Below are 19385 nucleotides of genomic sequence, written 5' to 3' on the forward strand. Positions count from 1 at the left end.
TGCCCTGGGCGGACGGGTACGGCGGGCACGGCGCGTACGCCGGGCTCGGCCTCGCGCAGTGGGCCGCGCTCGCCGGGTCGGGCGCGCTCGCGCTGTTCGGGTTCGGGGGCCTGGCCCGGGGGCGGGTCGGCAGGGCGTGGGTGCTCACGCTCTTCGGGCGGTATCGCGGCAGCATCCGCCGTACCGGCCTGATGTGGGTCAACCCGCTCCTTCTGCGCCGCCGCGTCGACGTACGCCTGCGGCACTGGCGCAGTGAGCCGATGCCCGCGGTGGACCGGGGCGGGGTCGCGCTGCGGGTCGTCGTCCTCGTCGTCTGGCGGGTCAAGGACGTGGCGCGGGCGACGCTCGGTGTCGCCGACCACCAGGAGTATCTGCGCGAGTGCGTCGAGGCGGCGACGGCCCGCGTCCTGTCCCGGCTGCCGGCCGACGCCTTCCACGACGACACCCCGACCCTGCGCGACGCGGACGCCGTGGGCGACGCGCTGACCCGGATGCTCGCGGCGGAGGCGGAGCCGGTCGGCATCGAGATCTTCTCGGCCCAGCCGACCCGGATCGAGTACGCCCCCGAGATCGCCGACACCATGCGCCTGCGCCGGGTCGCCGCCCTGGACGCACGGCACCGCGACAGCGTGCTCACCTCGGTGGTGGACTCCGTCGAGGACACGGTGACCCGGCTGACCACCCGCGGCCTGGTCGAGCTCGACGACTACGAACGCAAGGCCTTGGTCAAGGACCTGACGGTGGCGTTCTATACGGGACATGGAGATCGATGACAGCGCCCCTGACCACACCCCTGATGCCGACGCCCCCACCCTCGCGGCCCTGGCCCGGGACGCCTGGAAGCTGACCGCCGACCGGCCCCGCGCCCTCCTCGGGATCGCGGGGCCGCCCGGCGCGGGCAAGTCGACGTTCGCGCGGGCGTTGGTGGAGGAGATCGGCGAGGGCGCCGCGTATCTGCCGCTCGACGGTTTCCACCTCTCCAACGACCAGTTGGAGCGCCTCTCCCTCACCTCGCGCAAGGGTTCGGAGCCGAGCTTCGACGTCCGCGGATACGTCGCGTTGCTCACCCGTGTGCTCCAGGACACCGGGCACGACATCTACGTACCCGATTACGACCGCACCCTCCACGAGCCGATTGCCGCTCGGCACCGCGTGACGCCGACCGCCCGGCTCGTCGTCACCGAGGGGAACTACCTGGCCTGCGACCTGCCCGGCTGGCGCGACGCGCGGCGGCTCATGGGGGAGTGCTGGTACGTGCGTGCACCTGCGGAGGTACGCCAACGCCGCTTGATCGAGCGCCAGTTGGCGGGCGGCAGGACGGCCGACGGGGCGGCCGCGTGGGTGGCGACGAACGACGACCCCAACGGCGATCTCGTGGAGAAGTCGCGCCATCGCTGCCATCGGATCCTCTCCACTATTGGTATGGACATGTTCAACTACCGCCCATAATCTGGGCTTGGTCTAGACCGCAGAACTCACCTCTCACTGCACTCACTGCATCCGCAGTGCCGCAGCGCGCGCACGGCTCACCGGAATCCCCACGTTTCCCCTGGAGCGGCAGCATGCGAAACAAGAAGACGTACGCGTCCATGCTCGGCGCCGCCACGGTCGGGGCCTTCGTGCTCTCGTCCGGCGGTGCGAGCAGTCACGGCTACACCGACCTGCCGGCCAGCCGCCAGATCAACTGTGCCAACGGCACGGTGAGCGGCTGCGGTTCCATCCAGTACGAACCGCAGAGCGTCGAGGGCCCCAAGGGCTTCCCGGCGTCCGGTCCGGCCGACGGCAAGATCTGCTCGGCGGGCATCGGCGGCTTCGACTCGCTCAACCAGCCGAAGGCGCCGGGCGGCGGCGCCTGGCCGACGACCAGTGTGAGCGCCGGTCAGAACTACAGCTTCCGCTGGCAGTTCACGGCACGCCACCGCACCACCGACTTCAAGTACTACATAACCAAGCAGGGCTGGGACGAGAGCAAGCCGGTGACCCGGGCCGCTCTCGAGACGACCCCGTTCCTGAACGTCCCCTACAACGGCCAGCAGCCGCCCGCCACGCTCTCGCACTCCGGGACGATTCCCGGCGGCAGGAGCGGACACCACGTGATCGTCGCGGTGTGGACGGTCCACGACACGGCGAACGCGTTCTACGCCTGCTCCGACGTCAAGTTCTGAGCGACGTCAAGTTCTGAGCGGCGCCAAGTTCTGAGCGGCGTCAAGTTCTGAGCAGGGCTTGAGGCTCCACGGCTCTCCCCGCGGGTAGGTTCTGCGCACGCCGTCCATGACCGGGACGGTGTGCGCAGGACGACGAAGCGCGAACGAAGCGCGACGAAGCACGACAACTGTCGGGGGACAGCATGGAGTTGATGTTTTACGCGGTGCCCGCGGTCATCGCGGCGGTGGCGATCACGATGGCGGTCAAGGTGGTCAGGCGCTCCCTGGAGCTGCGACGGGCGTGGTCGAGCGGCCTGACGGCCGAGGCGCGCTGCCTGCACAGGTACACCACGACGAGCAGCCACGGCGACAACGGCCGCACCACCACGACGCTGCACCACGTCTACGAGTTCACGCCGTCCGCGGGCCACCCCGTCCGGTTCGAGGAGGCGAACGGTTCCACGACGACCATCGAGGGCGACTTCGTCACCGTGCACTACGCGGCCGACCGCCCCGAGAAGGCGACGGCGCACGCGCCGAGCCCCGTCAAGGACGCGGCGAGCACGGTCGGCCAGCTCTGCTTCCTCGGCCTCATGCTCGCGTTCTGCGTCTTCTTCATGGTGACGGCGAACGACCTGTTCGGATCGGACTTCCCGTAGCCACGCTCAGCTTCCCTCCCACCACCGCTCTCCCCATCTGACGGCCCATCAATTATGGTGCGCGGCCATGGAGTCCACCGGGAGTACCGTCGCGGAACTCGTGCAGGCGCGCTGGGGCGACCACCGCACCGGGCTGCGCTTCGAGCACCAGGAACTGACCCACCACCAGGTCGCGGCGGGCGCGGCGGCGAGGGCGGCGCTCCTTGCCGACCTGCTGCCGAGAGGGGCCGAGCCGCACGTCGGCGTCCTGCTCGACAACACCCCCGAGTACCCGCTGTGGCTGAGTGCGGCGGCGCTCGCGGGTGCGGCCGTGGCGGGCATCAATCCCACGCGCAGGGGCGCGGAACTGGCCCGCGACATCATGCACACGGACTGCGCGGTCCTGATCACGGAACGGGCGCATCTGGCGCTCCTTGACGGCCTTCAACTCCCAGGCGTACGCGTCCTGGTGACGGATACGGAGGCGTACGCCGACCTGCTCGCCCCCTACGCACGAGCGCGCCCGGAGATATCGCGGGCCGCGACGCCCGCTAGCCGCATGCTGCTCTACTTCACCTCCGGATCGACGGGGGCGCCCAAGGCCGCGATCTGCAGCCAGGGCCGCCTGGCGGCGGCGGGCCAGTCCCTGGTCACCCACTTCGGGCTCGGCCCGGACGGCGTCCACTACATCTGCATGCCGATGTTCCACGGCAACGCGGTGATCGCGGACTGGGCGCCCGCGCTGGCGGCCGGGGCGGGGGTGGCGCTGCGGCGCCGCTTCTCGGCTTCGGCGTTCCTGGACGACGTACGGGTGCATGGGGCGACGTACTTCACGTACGTGGGCAGGGCGGTGCAGTACATCCTGGCGACGCCCGAGCGGCCCGACGACACGGCGAACCCCCTCCTGATGGGCTTCGGCACGGAGGCCGGGGCGGTGGACGCGGCGCGCTTCGAGAAGCGTTTCGGGGTGCGGCTCATCGAGGGCTACGGCTCTTCGGAGGGCGGCGCGGCGATCCAGCGGGCGCCGGGGACACCGGCCGGGGCGATCGGGCGCGGGGCGCCGGGGGACGAGCTGGCGGTGGTGGATCCCGGTACGGGGGAGGAGTGCCCGTCCGCTGTGTTCGCGGCGGACGGGCGGCTGCTGAACGGGGAGGCGGCGATAGGGGAGTTGGTGAACAAGGGCAGAACGCCCTTCGAGGGGTACTGGCGCAACGCGGAGGCGGATGCGGCGCGGCTGCGGGACGGGTGGTACTGGACGGGGGATCTTTTCTACCGGGACGCGGAGGGGTTCCTCTACTTCGCGGGGCGCACGGACGATCGGCTCCGCGTGGACAGCGAGAACCTGGCGGCGGCGATGATCGAGAACATCCTCGCGCGGTGGGAGGGGGTGGCGGCGGTGGCGGTGTACGCGGTTCCTGATCCTGTGGCGGGGGATCAGGTGATGGCCGCGGTGTGCCCCCGGGCGGGGGCGGACTTCGATCCCCTCGCCTTCGCCGAGTTCCTCCTCTCCCAGGCGGACTTGGGCACCAAGATGGCGCCTCGCTTCGTGCGGGTGGTGGAGCGGATGCCGGTTACGGCCACCAACAAGGTGGCCAGGGCCTCCTTGCGCAGGGAGGGCTTCCGCTGCGGGGACCCCATCTGGTGGCGCCCCACCCCCGGAGCGGGGGCATACCACCCCCTCACCCCGGCGTCCCTGACCGAACTACTGGCCCAGTACAGAGCCCAGTCCCGCGAATACCTACTCCCAAGCTGATCCCTTGCCCGAACAGACCTCTCCCGCCCACCCGCCCGTTCACCCCGCATCCAGTCCTGCCCGAACAGACCTTTCCCGCCCACCCGCCCGATTGCCCCGCGGTGCCAGGGGGTGGGTGGGTTGTCCGTACGGATGGGGGTGGGTGGGGAAGGAGCCGCTGGGGTGGGGTGGGGAGCGTGCAGGCCGGGGCGGGTGGGGAACGTACGGGCCGGGGTGGGGTGGGGAAGGAGCCGCTGGGTGGGCGGGGAACGTACAGGCTTGAGGTGGGTGGGGAACGTGCAGGCCGGGTGGAGCGGGGAGCGTGCAGGTCAGGGTGGGCGGGGAACGTACAGGCTTGAGGTGGGTGGGGAAGGAGCGCCTGGGTGGGTGGGGAGCGTGCAGGCCGGGGTGGGGAAGGAACCGCCTGAGTGGGTGGGCAACGTACATGCTGGGTGGGCGGGCAATGTCCCGGCTTGGGGCAAGTGGAGAACGTGCGGGCCGGGGTGGGGCGGGGCGTGCAGGCCGGGGTGGGTGGGGAAGGAGCCGCTGGGTGGGCGGGGAACGTACAGGCCGGGGCGGGTAGGGAGCGTCCAGGCCGGGGTGGGGAAGGAGCCGCTGGGGTGGGTGGGGAACGTACAGGCTTGGGGCGGGTGGAGAACGTGCGGGGTGGGGTGGGGTGGGGTGGGGTGGGGCGTGCGGGTTGGGGTCAGTTGGCGTCGGCAGGTGCGACGTACCGCAGACGGGCGCCCGGGACCCACGCACCTGCAGTCGGCAGCGCTCGCGAGGGGACGTGGCGGTATGTCTGCCCGGAGCACGGTTCGCGGCGCTCCGGGGCCGAAGTAGCCCTGCGGTCACTGGACGATAGCGAGGACGGACATACCGGCGCGGCACTGTACCCGCAGGGCGGACCGCGCCGCAGTCCTCACGCACCTGCAGTCGGCAGCGCACCCGAGGGGACGTGGCGGTATGTCCGCCCGGAGCACGGTTCGCGGCGCTCCGGGGCCGAAGTAGCTACGCGGGCACCGGACGATAGCGAGGACGGACATACCGGCGCGGCACCGTATCCACAGACGGACCGCGCCGCTGCACGACGCAGTCCCGCAGTCGGCGTCGAGAGCACGGTTCGCAGGACTTCCCAGCCGAAGAAGCCGGGCGGTCACTGGACGATAGCGAGGACGGACACGCTCCGCCCCCCAAGGCGGAACGGTCCCGCATACCGTGGCCCCATGGCTGGGGAGAGCGTATGGGTGGGGCTGCGGCGGCGTGCGTATCTGGGGAGTAGTGCGCCCTGGAGGGGGGTGGTTTATCTCTTGGGGGGTGTGTTGCTTGGGGGTGTTGTTTTTGTTGGGGGGCTTGTTGCTGTTGTTGTCGGGGTCGCTCTCGCCCTCGTTCTTGTAGGGGTCCCGCTCCTCGCTCTCCTCGCCTTCGCCGGCATCCCCGTAGCAGCCATCGAGCGCCGCCGCCTGCGCCTGATCGACCCCGCGACCCCCGCCGCCCCCACACCCCACCGCACCCCCGAAGCCCCCGGCATCCCCGCCTGGTTCAAGCTCCGCGTCAAGGAGCAGGCCACCTGGCGCGAGCTCGCGTACACCGTGCTGCTCGCCCTTGTGCTCTGGCCCTTGGACCTCCTCGTGCTGGCCTGCACCATCGGCGCCCCAGCCCTCCTCATCGGCGCCCCCGCCCAACTCGCCCTCGACGGCGGCGAGATACGAGCCGCCAAGCTCTGGCTTGTCAGTGACTATCCGCTCGCCTTCGCCACGGCCCTCCTCGGCCTGGCCCTGCTCGCCCCGCTCCTCTACCCCCTCGGCGCCTACGCCACCGCCCGAGCCGCCCTCGCCCGACTTCTTCTCGCCCCGCGCGAGGTCGAGTTGGCCGGTCAGCTCGCGGAAGTGACCCGCTCCAGGGCCCGTCTTGTCGACGCCTTCGAAGCCGAACGGCGGCGGATCGAGCGGGACTTGCACGACGGGGCCCAGCAGCGCCTCGTCGCGCTGACCATGACCCTGGGGCTTGCCAGGCTCGACGTCACCCCCGGCAGCCCCCTCGCCGCCCAGCTCGCCACCGCCCACGACGAGGCGGGGAACGTACTCACCGAACTGCGCGAACTCATCCGCGGCATCCACCCCCAAGTCCTCGTCGACTACGGTCTCGCCGCCGCCATCGAGGACGCCGCCGAACGCTCCCCGATCCCCGTCGACACCGACCTGGACACCTTGCCCCGCCTCCCCGAATCGGTCGAATCCGCCGGGTACTTCGTCACCCGGGAGGCCCTCACCAACATCGCCCGCCACAGCGAAGCGCCCCGCGCGCACATCAGCGCGAGCCACCAGCAGGACACGCTCCGCATCGACGTGCGCGATGAGGGGAAGGGAGGTGCGGATCCCGGCCGTGGCACCGGGCTCACCGGCCTGGCGGACCGGATCGCGGTGCTCGATGGCACACTGACGGTCATCAGCCCGCCCGGCGGCCCGACCGTACTGTCCGTGGAGATCCCGTGCCGAGCAGCCCAGAACCCCCAAGACCTCAGCGCCGACTGAGGATCGTCCTCGCCGAGGACAGCGTGCTGCTCCGCGAAGGGCTCATCGGCCTGCTCACCCGCTTCGGTCATGAAGTGCCCGCCGCGCTCGGCGACGCGGAAGGGCTGCGCGCCGCCGTCGACGCGCACGAACCGGATCTTGTCCTCACCGACGTACGCATGCCGCCCTCCTTCCAGGACGAAGGGCTGCGTGCCGCCCTCGCACTGCGCGCCGAGCGGCCCCGGCTCCCGGTACTCGTGCTCAGCCAGTACGTGCAGCGTTCCTACGCCGCCGAGCTCCTGGACACCGGCGACGGCACCGGCGTCGGCTATCTGCTCAAGGACCGGGTGGGCCAGGTCGAGCAGTTCGCCGACGCGGTGACGCGGGTGGCCGACGGCGGCACGGTCGTGGACCCGGAGGTCGTACGGCAGTTGCTCAGGCGCCGCCGCGACCCCCTCGAACAGCTCACCCCGCGTGAGCGCGAGGTGCTCGGCCTGGTGGCCGAGGGCAGGTCGAACGCCTCGATCGCCGCCGAACTCGTCGTCAGCGAGGCGGCGGTGGGCAAACACATCGGCAACATCCTGGGAAAGCTCGATCTGCCGCCGGCGGACGGCACGCACCGCAGGGTGCTCGCCGTACTGGCGTACCTACGGGCCTGAGCGACGCCGACCGGAAAGCGTGCATCATGCACTGGCCACCGGTCTGGTCCATTACGATCCTGAACCATGAGCACGTCAGACCAGATACGGGCAGGCCTCACGCCGCGCCAGGCCCGGCACATACGGATCGCCGCGGCCTCGGTGCTGATGGCCGCGGCGGCCGTAGTGCTCGCCGTACGCCTGGCGAGCCGGTCGTCCGTCCTGGTCGTGGGGGTGTACGGGCTGCTGCTCGTGCTCTGCGGCCTGGTGATCGAACTCAGCAGGCGTGGCAGGACCCGGCTCGGCAGCTATCTCCTAGCCGTTGGCCTGGTGGCCGCGCTCGTCATGGACTGGGTGGTGCTTGCCTGACCGGTGTCTCCGGTGTCTCCGGTGCCTGCGGCGCGGGGGCGGCGGACGGCGCCTCGTGGAGCCCGTACCGCTGATGGATCTTCCGCAGCCGCGGCGGCGCCCACCAGGCACGGCGGCCGAGGAGCGTCATCGTCGCCGGGACGAGGAACATCCGGACCACGGTCGCGTCGATGAGCACCGCGAGCGTCAGGCCGAGCCCGATCTGCAGGATCGGTGAGAAGCCGCCGGTCATGAAGCCGCCGAAGACGATCGCGAGCAGCAGCGCCGCACAGCTGACGACACGGCCCGAGCGGCGCAGCCCTTCGACCGTGGCAGCGCGGTGGTCGCCGGTCTCCAGCCATGTCTCCCGCATCCGGGACAGGATGAACAGCTCGTAGTCCATGGCGAGTCCGAACGCGATCGCGATGATCAGCGGCGGCGCGGTCAGGCTCAGCGCCCCAAGCCCCTCACCGCCGAGCAGACTCGCGCCGTGCCCGTCCTGGAACACCCACACCACGATGCCGAGCGAGGCGCCCAGGCTGAGCAGGGTGGTGGCGAGCGTACGCAGCGGGAGCAGCAGCGAGCCGGTGAAGGCGAAGAGCAGGGCGAACAGGCCGACCAGGACGGTGAGTACGGCCCAGGGCGCGCGCTCGGCGAGCATCGAGCGGAAGTCGACGAGGCTCGCGGCGTTGCCGGTGACCTGGATGGGCTCGTCGCCACGGAGGTCGCGCACCCGCTCCACGATTCGCGTGGCGGTGGGGCCGTCGACCGTGCCGTTCGGAGTCAGCTCGAGCAGGACCGTGCCGTCGGAGAGCCGCTCGCGGTCGGCCGCCCTGATTCCGGGCAGGGCACGGATCTTGTCCTCGCAGTCGGGATCGGCGCCGGAGCCGATGAGCACCTGGACGGGGTCGGTGTCCGTCCCCGCCGGATAGTGCTCGCGCACGGTGTCGTACAGCTGCCGGGCCTCGGTGTCGTGCGGGAGCTGCCGGGCGTCACCGATGTTGATCCGCATCCCGAGGACGGGCAGGGCGAGTACGGCGAGCACGGCGACGACGGCGGCGGACACGACCAGGGGGCGCCGGGCGGAGAAGAGCGCCAGGCGGGCGAAGAAGGCGCCGGGTGCGGGTTCGGGCGCGGTCGCGTTCTCGGACCTCCTGCCGATCCGCCAAGCTCCCCCTCGCGTACGGGACTTGGCCCCCGAAGGCGCGATCTTGCCGCCGAACAAGGCGAGCAGCGCGGGCAGCAGGGTCAGCGCCGCCAGCATGTCGACGACGACCACCGCACCGGCCGCGAGGCCCATGCTGCGCAGGAACGCGCTGGGGAACCAGACGAGCCCGGACAGGCTGATGGCCACCGTCAGGCCGGAGAAGAGGACGGTGCGTCCGGCGCGGGCGACGGTCGCGTGCACCGCCTGCGCCACGTCCTGCGTCTTTCCCCGCTCCTCGCGGAAGCGGATCACCATCAGGAGCGCGTAGTCGACGGCGAGGCCGAGGCCCAGCATGGTGACGATCTGGACGGCGTAGACGGAGATCTCGGTGAACTGGCTGAAGCCGTAGAGGGTCAGGAAGGCACCGGCCACGCCGCTCACGGTGACCAGGAGGGGAAGCCCGGCGGCCCGCAGCCCGCCGAAGATGAGCAGGAGGACGATCAGCACGGCGGGCAGAGTGATCAACTCGGCCTGTGCGACGTCCTCTTGGGCCCGCGTGCCCATCTGCTCGCCGAGCAGCGGTCCGCCGCTCACCGCCACCTCGCCCGCGCTGATCTCGCGGAGCCGGTCGGCCGCGTCGCCGACGGCCTCCTCCTCGGCGTCGTCGTCGAGGCCGCCCTTGAGGACGACGGGGATGAGCAGGGCCTTGCCGTCCTGGGCGGCCAGGCCCCGGGTGGTGTACGGATCCGGCACCTGGGCGATGCCCGGCTGCTTCCGTACGTCGGCGACCGCCTCGCCCACCTGCGCGCGGAGCTGTGGGGTGTCGATGGAGGGGGCCGACACCACGGCGCTGAAGTCATCGCCGTCCGGGGTGAGTTCGGCCAGGCGTTCCTCCGCCAGGACCGACTCGCTGCCGGGCACGTCCTCGACCGACGAGGTCAGGTCGCCGAAGACCCGGGTGCCGAAGCCGAGGCCGAGGACGAGGAACAGGAGCCAGGTGAGGATGACGGTTCGGGGGTGCTGGGTTGCCGTGCGGGCGAGGGTGGCGAGCATGGCCGGCGCCTCCTTGGACGGTGCGGTTGCCGTACCTCAGAGTTGCCTTCGCCCGGGCCGCGGGGATCGCCGTGGTGGGTGGTCTTGCGCTCTCCCTCTTGCGGGGTAGGACTCCGTCCGGCGGGGGAGTTCTTCTTTGCCCCCTAACCCCCCGGAACCACGAGCCCCGTCTCGTACGCGCAAATCACCGCTTGCACCCGGTCCCGCAGCGCCAGCTTCGACAGGACGTTGCTGACATGGGTCTTCACCGTGTGCTCGCTCACCACGAACGACGCCGCGATCTCCGCGTTGGAAAGACCCCGGGCCAGCAGCCGCAGCGTCTCCTCCTCGCGGGCGGTGAGGACCGCGAGGCGTTCGGCGGGCGACACGGCAGGTGCGCCGGACTCCGTGCGGCGGCGCCGGACCACGTCCGCCACCAGGCGCCGCGTCACCGACGGCGCGAGCAGCGAGTCCCCCGCTGCCACGACCCGCACCGCGTGCACCAGGTCGTCCCTGCGGACGTCCTTGAGCAGGAAGCCGCTCGCCCCCGCGTACAGCGCCTCGTACACGTACTCGTCGAGGTCGAACGTGGTCAGCATGACGACCCGGCAGCTGGACTGCGCGCACACCTGGCGGGCCGCCTCGATGCCGTCCATCCCCGGCATGCGGATGTCCAGGAGGATGACGTCGGGGGCGTGCAGGCGCACCGCGGCCACCGCCTCGGCGCCGTCACCCGCCTCGGCCACCACCTCGATGTCGGGCTGCGCCTCAAGGATCATGGAGAAGCCGCTGCGCACCAGCTCCTGATCGTCGGCGACCGCCACCCGGATGCTCATCCCCCAAGGATGCCGTGGGCAGCCGTACGGCGACACGGAATCCACCATCGGGTCTGTTCCCGGTCTCGGCGGTGCCACCGCAGGCGGCGGCGCGTTCATGGATGCCGACGAGGCCGTGCCCCGTGCTCTCCGAGGCGCAGAGCCCGTCTCCGTCATCCTGGACCTGCACCGTCAACGCGCCTGCGCTCCAGGTCAGTTGGACGGTAGCTTCCGTGGCCGCCGCGTGCTTGACGCAGTTGGTCAGGGCCTCCTGGACGATGCGGTACGCGGCCACCTCGACGTCGGGCGGCAGCGGGCGAGGCTCGCCTTCTTCCGCCAACTCGACTCGCAGGCCCGCCCGTTCGACGAGGGCGGCCAGCTCCGGGAGTGCCGCGAGTGTCGGCTGCGGGACGCGACCGCCATCTGGGGGCGACGACTCTCTCAGTACGCCAAGGATCCGCCGCAGCTGCACCATCGCGTCGCGACCCGCGCCGGCGATGGCGTCGAACGCCCCGACCGCACGGTCCGGATCGCTCCGGACGACCACGGGGCCCGCCTCCGCCTGGACCACCATGATGCTCACCGCGTGGGCGAGGATGTCGTGCATGTCGCGGGCGATCCTCGACCGCTCCTGACTGACCGCCCGCGCCGTCTCGGTGGCGCGCTCCCGCTCCAGGCGCCGTGCCCGGTCCTCCAGGGCCGCGGTGTACGCGCGCTGCACGCGGGCGAAGGCCCCGAGTGCGTACGCGCTGATGAGGCTGAGCAGGTGGAAGGGGTATTCGTACGGCTCGGCGTGCTCCTTGAAGGTCATCGTGACGGCGGCCCCCACCAGCCACCCGGCGAGCATGACGCGCCGTTTCAGCGGCGTGCTCAGGGCGGCCACGGTGTAGAGGGCGACCATCCCGCCGAAGCAGACGTCGGGCGGCGGCCGGTGGTAGAGCGCCATGGCGGGCGTGAAGAAGGCGATCAGGACGGCGCAGGCGAAGGGCGCGCGGCGCCGCATGATCAGCGGCACCGCGGTCCCGGCGCCGAGGGCGAACCCGGCCGCGCTCAGCTCGTCGCCCCCCTCGTCGGGGAAGAGGAACTGGAGCGAGACGGCGAAGAGCACCACGGCGACGAGCGCGGTGTCCACGACGTAGGGAACGTAGGGACGGGTGCTGCGCAGCCGGGACAGCGTGAGGAAGGGACGTCGCATCGGGCGGCTCCTCGGGGCAGGAGGCCGTGCCAGTATCGCGGCGGTCCGACGGCGCTGTCCTCACCGGTGCGAGGGATATACCGCCGCCCGCCGCCCGCCGCCCGCCGCCCGCCGCCCGCCGCCGGCCGCCCCGCGGTACAGGCTCCGGGACCTGGCAGCTACTTGCCACGGATCTGGCCGCTTCGGCGTAAGCCGGGTGGCCTGTTTGAGTCCTTACACGTGCCACTTCAGCGCCCCTCTCCGGTTGTGGCCATGACCTGCGGCAACACCGGTTCGAGCGGCTTAGGTTGACGGCAGTGAGCGGCCCTTGCGCCGCACTTCGCACCTCACGAGGGGACATTCATGACCATGGCGCAGTGGAGACGACGTGTGGGAACCACCGTCGCGGTGGCGACCATATGCGGCTTCGGTGTGGTCGGCGGCGCGCAGGCCGCCGAGCCCGCCGCGCAGCCGGCCGCCCGGGCCACGGCAGCGGCGGCGGCCGGTGTCGACTACGGAACCTGGCAGCGCGATGTGCTCAAGGTGACGGACGAGGCCCGTCCGTATCTGGAGCAGCGCATCGAGCAGGGCGCGGGGGAGAAGCAGGCGATCGTCCTCGACATCGACAACACGTCGCTGGAGACGCACTTCGATCCGTTCCCCCCGACCCCCGCGGTCAAGCCGGTGCTCGACCTTGCCAAGTACGCGAATGACCACGGCGTGGCTGTGTTCTTCGTCACCGCGCGTCCCGACCTGATCGAGCTCGTGACGAAGGCGAACCTGAAGTCCGTTGGCTACCCGGTGGCCGGTCTTTACCAGCGCTCCATCGGCGATCTCTTCGGCAGCCCCGCCGAGTTCAAGGCGGCGAAGCGGGCCCAGATCGAGGGGCTCGGCTACACGATCATCGCCAACATCGGTAATAACGGGACGGACTTCGAGGGCGGGCACGCCGAGCGTACGTTCAAGTTGCCCGACTATGACGGGCAGTTGTCCTAGATTCAACCAAAGGATTCGCTGAACACCGTGGCCTCCCGGTGCTCCATTCGTCACAGGACGGGAGCGCCGGGAGGCTCGCGTATGCTACTCACGAGTTTATTTACGGCGTGTCAGCGCACGTGCCGCAACGCCTACATGGCGGCCGGTGACGGAGCAATGAGGTTTCCCGTAATTGTGAAGTGGGGGGCCACTGGGGGCGCGTTGACTATCTGAGGCCAGTTTGGTTACTGTGCAACAACTGACGTCCTTGAGGATGTCTTGAATCCGAACTGCGCGAGTAGCGCATCGGGTGTCCACGGGGGACGGGGGCATTGCCAGTGTGTCGCATGTTTTGATGTCCGGCTGAATATATGCCGGCACGGGGAATATCCCATGGTGGGCGCCGGTTAATTCCGACTGTTCTTGAACTGTTTCTCTGCGACGTTCATTTCCGCAGAGTATTCGAACACTTCGAATAAGTCGTCTTTGGGCTCATGTTGGTTAAGCTTCAGGGGGAGCTGTGCCGCGTATGTCTATCAATTCTGACCTCACATCGGATTCTGGTCCGATATTTGCCGAGCTGAGATCCGGTTCGTCGGGACCATCGAACGGCGAGGTCGAGCGCATGCTTCTGGAAGCGTGCAAACTCGTCGAATCCGCAGTTGACCGTCATCGCACCGAAGGGCGCCTCATCGCCGCCCTCGACCCGGACGAGGGATCTGTCGGGGCCGCCACGGAGCGCGTGATCGCATCGGCCGGACGGACGCTCTCCGTCGTGCTCTCCGGCAAGGGCGAAGAGGAGACCCTGCAACTGATCGGCCGTCTGGGCCGGGCCGCAGCGCGCGGCGTCGAGGTCGAACTCCTGGGCAGGGTCGCGCTGGTCGAGGACCGTGTCCTGGCGGAGCACCTGGAGAAGTACGCGCCCGGCGTCGAGGTCCGGATCGTCACGGCGCCGCTCCAGGAGATGGTCCTCGCCGACGGCGTTTCGGGCGTGGTGTGGTCGCGCAACGGTCTCGCCGTCCGCGAGGCCGTCGTCATTCACGCCTCCGCGGTGCTGCGCAATCTGCGCACGCTCTTCAGCGTCTCCTGGTCGTGCAGCGCCGCCCTGTCGGACTACCGGAATCTGAGCGACCGCTCACGCAGTGCCCTCGCCCGGCGGATTCTGCTGGCCCTCAATTCGGGCCGTACCGACGAAGTCGCCGCCCGCGAGCTGGGCATGTCTGTGCGCACCTATCGCAGGAACGTAGCCGAGATCACACGTGAACTCGGCGCCAACTCCAGGTTCCAGGCCGGAGCGCGTGCCGTCGAGCTCGGCCTGCTGGCCCCCCTGGTGGAAGGGCCCACCGTCGGACGCCAGCGGGCCGGGTAAGAACTTGTCACGCAGGCCCGGAATTTCGGGTACCCCGCCTATCCCATGGCAGCTTGCTGTAGCTGTCCTTGTGGCGTGAAGTGCGGGGAATGTAGGAATGGTTTGCCTGCACCTTGGGTGCCCCGATCCGCAATTTGCGAGGAATGACATTCCGTGAGCAGCGTGATGATCGAAGCGAGAGAGATAAGCCGCAATTTCGGCTCCATGCAAGCCCTCAACGGTGTCAGCCTCAGCATTGGGAAAGGGGAAGTGCTGTGTCTGCTCGGCCATAACGGTGCGGGCAAGAGCACCTTGGTGAGCATCCTGGCCACCGCGCTGCCGCCCACCAGCGGCACGGCCCGCATCGCGGGGTTCGACGTGGTGCGCGAGGCACGCGAAGTGCGTCGGCGCATCGGCCTCACGGGCCAGTTCGCCGCCGTGGACGAAGGCCTTTCGGGACGCGAGAACCTCATCCTCGTGGCCCGGCTGCTCGGCGCGAGCAAGAGCGAAGCACGGGACCGCGCAGGCCAGTTGCTGGAGATGTTCGACCTGACCAAGGCGGCGGACAGGCCCGCCCGCTCCTACTCCGGCGGGATGCGCCGCCGTCTCGACCTCGCGGGCAGCTTCGTCGGCCACCCGCAGGTGCTCTTCCTCGACGAGCCGACCACCGGACTCGACCCGGTCAGCCGCAACGCCCTGTGGGAGCTCGTGCGCGAACTGGTGGCCGAGGGCACGACGGTGCTGCTCACCACTCAGTACCTCGAGGAGGCCGAGCAGTTGGCGGACCGCGTCGTCGTCCTCGGACACGGCACGATCATCGCCGACGGAACGGTCGCGGAGCTCAAGGGCCAGCTGGGCGTCAGCACCGTCCGCGCCACGCTTGCCCGCGCCGGAGCCGTTCCCGCGGCGCTCGACGCCCTGCGGGCCGCGGGACTCGAGCCGGCGCCCGGTGAGCCCGACGGTCTCGTCGCCGTCCCCGTCGAGTCCTCCACCGGCCTTGCGGCGGTGGTCAGGGCCTTGGACGACGCGGGTGTGGGGATCACCGAGATCTCCCTCGCCGAGCCGACCCTCGACGACGTCTACGTCAGCCTCGCCGAGCAAACCCCCGCCGCTCCGGCGCACATCTGACACCCGGCGCTTCCGACGCCCCGCTGCACTCCTGCCCTCCCCCCTTCTGACCTGGGAGCACTTCCATGGCGGTAACCACGCCCGCGTACCACTCGATCACCGAGGCCACGATGATGCCGCGCATCATCCGGCTCGCCCCCAACCTGTACGGCGCGGTCTTCACCCTGATGAAGCTGCTCCCCGCCCGGTACATCCTCCAGCACGCCGACCAGCGCGGTGAGTTGACGGACGACACGGTGATCGTGGAGACCACGTCGGGCACCTTCGGGCTCGCCCTCGCGATGGAGACCGCCCTCATGGAGCGGGAGCTGATCCTGGTCAGCGACCCGGCCATCGACGCCAACCTGTACCGCAGGCTCACCGACCTGGGCGCCCGCGTGGAGATCTGCCCGGAGCCCGCGCCCGTCGGAGGCTTCCAGGAGGCCCGCCTGCGCAGGCTCGCCGAGATCCGCGCCGAACTCCCCTCGTCGTACTGCCCCGAGCAGTACACCAACCCCGACAACCCGCGCTCGTACGGCGTGGTCGCCCAGCAGCTCGCCAAGCTGCTCGGCAGCGTCGACTGCGTGGTGGGGCCCGTCGGCTCCGGCGGCTCCATGTGCGGCACGGTCCGCGGCCTGCGCGAGGTCACCCCGCACACCCGCGCCATCGGCGTCGACACACACCGCAGCGTGCTGTTCGGCCAGCCCGACGGACCGCGCGCGCTGCGTGGCCTCGGCAACAGCCTGTGGCCCGCCAACCTCGACCACACCGTCTTCGACGAGGTGCACTGGTGCTCGGCCGCCGAGGCCTACGCCTCCACCCGCGCCCTGCACGCCAGGCACGCACTCTTCCAGGGACCCACGAGCGGCGCCGCCTACCTCGCCGCGCAGTGGTGGGCCGAGCGCCACCCCGACGAGACGTGCGTGGTGATGCTCCCCGACGAGGGCTACCGCTACCAGGCGACCGTGTACGACGACGCCTGGCTCGCCGAGCAGGGCCACCTTCTTCCCGCCCTGCCCCAAGAGCCCGCGCTGATCGACGACTTCGCGGACGCGGGTGACAGCTGGACCCGGCTCGCCTGGGACCGGCGCCGCTACGACGACGTGCCGGGCGCCGTGCCCCGCTCCTCGGGCCCGCTGCCCGAACCGGTCCGCTCATGACGTCCGCCGCCGCCGGCACCGGCCGGCTCACCCGCACCCTCGGAGCGCGCACGCGGCGCGTCGTCTACGGGACGCCAGGGCCCGCCGAGATCCGCGACGAACTGCACCACACCACCACCATCGACCTCGCGCACGTGGTCATGCTGACCGAGTGCGGACTGCTGCCCGAGGACGCCGCCGCCGCGCTCCTCGACGGCATCACGCGGCTGCGCGCGGATGAGTTCGCCGAGCTGTACGACGTGGACGCGCCGCGCGGCCTGTACCTGATGTACGAGGGTCATCTCGTCGCCGAGCTGGGCACGGAGGTCGGCGGCAAACTGCACACCGGCCGCTCCCGCAACGACATCAAGGCGACCATCACCGCGATGAGGCTGCGCGCCGAACTCATCGGGCTCCTCGGCGAGGTGCAGCGCATGCAGGGTGTCCTGCTCGCCCGCGCCCGCGCCCACCAGGGCGTGCCCATGCCCGTCTACACGCACTTCCAGCCGGCCATGCCCATCAGCTACGGCTACTACCTGGCCGGCATCGCCACCGCGCTCGACCGCGACATCACCGCCCTGCGCCAGACCCTCGACGAGCTGGACCGCTGCCCGCTGGGCGCGGGCGCCGTCTCCGGCACCGACCTGCCCATCGACCCGGCCCGCACCGCCGCCCTGCTGGGCTTCGAGGGGCCGCCGCTGCACGCGATGGACGCCGTGGCCGCCAGGGACACGGTGCTGCGCGCCCTGGGCGCCGCCGCCGGGGCAGGCCTGACCCTGAGCAGGCTCGCCACCGACCTCCAGCTGTGGAGCACCCAGGAGTTCGGGTTCGTGGAGTTCCCGGAGCGGCTCGTGGGCGGCAGTTCGGCCATGCCGCAGAAGCGCAACGCGTTCCTCCTGGAGCACGTCAAGGCCAAGGCGGCCCACGCCATCGGCGCCTGGACGGCCTCCGCGTCCGCCATGAAGTCCACACCGTTCACCAACTCCATCGAGGTCGGCACCGAAGCGGTCTCCGGAGCCTGGTCCGCGCTCGCGGCCGTACGCGACTCCGTGCTGCTCGCCCAGGTCCTGGTGAGCGGCGCACGGCCCGTGCCCGAGCGGATGGCCCGGCGCGCGCGGGAGGGCTTCGTGACCGCCACCGTCATCGCCAACAGGCTGGTCACCCAGGGCGTTCCGTTCCGCACCGCCCACCACGTCGTGGGCGCGGCGGTGCGGGAGGCCGTCGAGTCCGGCGAGAGCGAGCTCACCAAGATCACCCTGCCCGACGGCATGCCCGCCGACGTGAGCGCCGATGTCCCCTCGCTGACCGAGGTGGTCGAAGCACACGACCGCGGCGGCGGCCCGGGCACCTGCGAGGACACGGTCCGCACCCTGCGCGGGCGGCTCGCCGCGCACGGCGAACGCCTCGGCGCTCACCGGGGCCGGCTGCGCGCCGCGGAGCTTCAACTGGACACGGCCGTCGGCGACATCGTGGCGCGCCGGGCGACGAGGGGAGTCAGACGATGAGCGGGACCGGACCGCGATGGTTCGCGTTTCTGGAGAGCAACACCACCGGCACGGGGCGGGACTTCTGCGCCGCTGCCCGCGCCCGCGGACTGCGACCGGTGCTCCTTACCCGGGACCCGGGACGGTATCTGTACGTAGCCGACGACGGCATCGAGACCGTGGTGCTCGACTCCTCGGACGCCGAGGCCGTGTACGAGGCATGCGTCACGCTCGCCGACGGCTCCGGCCTCGCGGGCATCGTCTCCAGCTCCGAGTACTTCGTGGCGACGGCCGCGCGGACCGCCGCCAAACTGGGGCTCCCCGCACCCGACGGTGACGCCGTCGCCCGCTGCCGCGCCAAGGACGTCCAGCGCTCGGCGCTCGCCGCGGCCGGCGTCGCGGTGCCCCGCTTCGAGGCGGTCGGCGAGGTGGCCGACGCGGTCGCCGCCGCCGCTGACATCGGCCACCCCGTGGTGCTCAAACCGGTCAGCGGCTCCGGCTCCGTCGGCGTGAAGCTGTGCCGGGACGCGGACGAGACCGAGGCCTGGGCCCGTGACCTGCTCGGCAGGGCGACGGACGAGCGCGGCACTCCGGTGCCCTCGCGCATCCTGGTGGAAGCGGCCGTCATCGGGCCCGAGTTCTCCGTAGAGACCTTCGACGACACCGTTGTCACCGTCGTCGGCAAACACACCGGATCCGAGCCGTACTACGTGGAGACCGGGCACGACGTGCCCGCGCCGGCCGCCCCCGCCACCGTCGCCGCGCTCGGCGACACGGCTCGTGCGGCGCTCGCTGCCCTCGGCCTCGGCTGGGGCGCGGCCCACACCGAACTGCGGATGACCGCCGAAGGACCCGTGGTCATCGAGGCCAACCCGCGCCTCGCGGGAGGCATGATCCCCGTCGCGGTGCGAGCCGCCACCGGCCGTGACCTCGTGGACGAGGTGATCGCCAGGGCCGCGGGCCAGGACACCCCGCCCGCGGGTCCCGGCGCGGGCCACGCCGCGATCCGCTTCCTCCTGGCGGAGAGCCAGGCCCAAGAAGGACGCATCGCCGCCGTCGAAGGGCTCGCGGCGGCGGCCGTGGCGCTGCTGCTGCGCGCACCGTTCCTGGTCGTCATCGGGGCAGCGGTGGTCGTCACCGCGGGGTTGCGG

At 71.0% G+C, this 19385-nt stretch carries 17 protein-coding genes; 14 read left to right on the plus strand and 3 right to left on the minus strand.

The window, feature by feature from the left end; translation table 11 throughout:
* The 8 genes from ABD378_RS10460 to ABD378_RS10495 all read left to right on the plus strand — a co-directional run.
* Positions 1-773 (plus strand): SPFH domain-containing protein (locus ABD378_RS10460; RefSeq protein ID WP_344520313.1); only part of this gene is annotated, 773 nt, incomplete at its 5' end.
* A complete protein-coding gene (locus ABD378_RS10465) occupies positions 760-1449 on the plus strand; it encodes a nucleoside/nucleotide kinase family protein (RefSeq protein ID WP_344520314.1) in 690 nt (229 codons plus the stop codon). The genes ABD378_RS10460 and ABD378_RS10465, both read left to right, overlap by 14 nt.
* 113 nt (positions 1450-1562) lie before the next feature.
* A complete protein-coding gene (locus ABD378_RS10470) occupies positions 1563-2165 on the plus strand; it encodes a lytic polysaccharide monooxygenase auxiliary activity family 9 protein (protein ID WP_344520315.1) in 603 nt (200 codons plus the stop codon).
* A gap of 182 nt (positions 2166-2347) precedes the next feature.
* Positions 2348-2803: a DUF3592 domain-containing protein gene (locus tag ABD378_RS10475; protein ID WP_344520317.1), complete on the plus strand. Its 456-nt coding sequence runs from the start codon at positions 2348-2350 to the stop codon at positions 2801-2803.
* 67 nt (positions 2804-2870) lie between these two features.
* Positions 2871-4535, plus strand: a complete 1665-nt coding sequence (locus ABD378_RS10480; RefSeq protein WP_344520318.1) for an AMP-binding protein — start codon at positions 2871-2873, stop codon at positions 4533-4535.
* Between the two features lie 1205 nt (positions 4536-5740).
* Positions 5741-7048 (plus strand): sensor histidine kinase, encoded by a 1308-nt coding sequence (locus tag ABD378_RS10485; protein WP_344520319.1) that lies wholly within the window; start codon positions 5741-5743, stop codon positions 7046-7048.
* Entirely contained in the window at positions 7006-7686 is a 681-nt protein-coding gene (locus ABD378_RS10490; protein ID WP_344520320.1) for a LuxR C-terminal-related transcriptional regulator, read from the plus strand. Before ABD378_RS10485 ends, ABD378_RS10490 begins: the two co-directional genes overlap by 43 nt.
* Positions 7687-7752: 66 nt before the next feature.
* A complete protein-coding gene (locus tag ABD378_RS10495) occupies positions 7753-8034 on the plus strand; it encodes a hypothetical protein (protein ID WP_344520321.1) in 282 nt (93 codons plus the stop codon).
* Here the strand turns inward: ABD378_RS10495 and ABD378_RS10500 are convergent.
* The 3 genes from ABD378_RS10500 to ABD378_RS10510 form a co-directional block, all read right to left on the minus strand.
* Positions 8009-10213, minus strand: a complete 2205-nt coding sequence (locus tag ABD378_RS10500) for an MMPL family transporter (protein WP_344520322.1) — start codon at positions 10211-10213, stop codon at positions 8009-8011. The genes ABD378_RS10495 and ABD378_RS10500 overlap by 26 nt on opposite strands.
* A 143-nt stretch (positions 10214-10356) precedes the next feature.
* Positions 10357-11028: a response regulator gene (locus ABD378_RS10505; RefSeq protein ID WP_344520323.1), complete on the minus strand. Its 672-nt coding sequence runs from the start codon at positions 11026-11028 to the stop codon at positions 10357-10359.
* Entirely contained in the window at positions 10961-12202 is a 1242-nt protein-coding gene (locus ABD378_RS10510) for a sensor histidine kinase (protein ID WP_344520324.1), read from the minus strand. Before ABD378_RS10510 ends, ABD378_RS10505 begins: the two co-directional genes overlap by 68 nt.
* Before the next feature lie 342 nt (positions 12203-12544).
* On the opposite strand from ABD378_RS10510, the gene ABD378_RS10515 reads away from it, so the two are divergent.
* The 6 genes from ABD378_RS10515 to ABD378_RS10540 all read left to right on the plus strand — a co-directional run.
* On the plus strand, positions 12545-13177 hold the full coding sequence (locus ABD378_RS10515; RefSeq protein WP_344520325.1) for an HAD family acid phosphatase: 633 nt from the start codon (positions 12545-12547) through the stop codon (positions 13175-13177).
* Between the two features lie 604 nt (positions 13178-13781).
* Entirely contained in the window at positions 13782-14525 is a 744-nt protein-coding gene (locus ABD378_RS10520; protein WP_344520326.1) for a hypothetical protein, read from the plus strand.
* Positions 14526-14678: 153 nt separating this feature from the next.
* A complete protein-coding gene (locus ABD378_RS10525; RefSeq protein ID WP_344520327.1) occupies positions 14679-15632 on the plus strand; it encodes an ATP-binding cassette domain-containing protein in 954 nt (317 codons plus the stop codon).
* Between the two features lie 65 nt (positions 15633-15697).
* Positions 15698-16771 (plus strand): cysteine synthase family protein, encoded by a 1074-nt coding sequence (locus ABD378_RS10530; RefSeq protein ID WP_344520328.1) that lies wholly within the window; start codon positions 15698-15700, stop codon positions 16769-16771.
* On the plus strand, positions 16768-18255 hold the full coding sequence (gene argH / locus ABD378_RS10535) for an argininosuccinate lyase (RefSeq protein WP_344520329.1): 1488 nt from the start codon (positions 16768-16770) through the stop codon (positions 18253-18255). Before ABD378_RS10530 ends, argH begins: the two co-directional genes overlap by 4 nt.
* Positions 18252-19385 (plus strand): ATP-grasp domain-containing protein (locus tag ABD378_RS10540; protein WP_344520330.1); only part of this gene is annotated, 1134 nt, incomplete at its 3' end. The genes argH and ABD378_RS10540, both read left to right, overlap by 4 nt.

The organism is Streptomyces rectiviolaceus, assembly GCF_039533825.1.
Classification (GTDB): Bacteria; Actinomycetota; Actinomycetes; order Streptomycetales; family Streptomycetaceae; genus Streptomyces; species Streptomyces rectiviolaceus.

Bases quoted from the DNA above. Each gene is read 5' to 3' on its own strand.
- ABD378_RS10465 (WP_344520314.1), top strand. From the start codon at position 760: ATGGAGATCGATGACAGCGCCCCTGACCACACCCCTGATGCCGACGCC.
- ABD378_RS10470 (WP_344520315.1), top strand. From the start codon at position 1,563: ATGCGAAACAAGAAGACGTACGCGTCCATGCTCGGCGCCGCCACGGTC.
- ABD378_RS10475 (WP_344520317.1), top strand. From the start codon at position 2,348: ATGGAGTTGATGTTTTACGCGGTGCCCGCGGTCATCGCGGCGGTGGCG.
- ABD378_RS10480 (WP_344520318.1), top strand. From the start codon at position 2,871: ATGGAGTCCACCGGGAGTACCGTCGCGGAACTCGTGCAGGCGCGCTGG.
- ABD378_RS10485 (WP_344520319.1), top strand. From the start codon at position 5,741: ATGGCTGGGGAGAGCGTATGGGTGGGGCTGCGGCGGCGTGCGTATCTG.
- ABD378_RS10495 (WP_344520321.1), top strand. From the start codon at position 7,753: ATGAGCACGTCAGACCAGATACGGGCAGGCCTCACGCCGCGCCAGGCC.
- ABD378_RS10500 (WP_344520322.1), bottom strand. From the start codon at position 10,213: ATGCTCGCCACCCTCGCCCGCACGGCAACCCAGCACCCCCGAACCGTC.
- ABD378_RS10505 (WP_344520323.1), bottom strand. From the start codon at position 11,028: ATGAGCATCCGGGTGGCGGTCGCCGACGATCAGGAGCTGGTGCGCAGC.
- ABD378_RS10510 (WP_344520324.1), bottom strand. From the start codon at position 12,202: ATGCGACGTCCCTTCCTCACGCTGTCCCGGCTGCGCAGCACCCGTCCC.
- ABD378_RS10515 (WP_344520325.1), top strand. From the start codon at position 12,545: ATGACCATGGCGCAGTGGAGACGACGTGTGGGAACCACCGTCGCGGTG.
- ABD378_RS10520 (WP_344520326.1), top strand. From the start codon at position 13,782: ATGCTTCTGGAAGCGTGCAAACTCGTCGAATCCGCAGTTGACCGTCAT.
- ABD378_RS10530 (WP_344520328.1), top strand. From the start codon at position 15,698: ATGGCGGTAACCACGCCCGCGTACCACTCGATCACCGAGGCCACGATG.
- argH (WP_344520329.1), top strand. From the start codon at position 16,768: ATGACGTCCGCCGCCGCCGGCACCGGCCGGCTCACCCGCACCCTCGGA.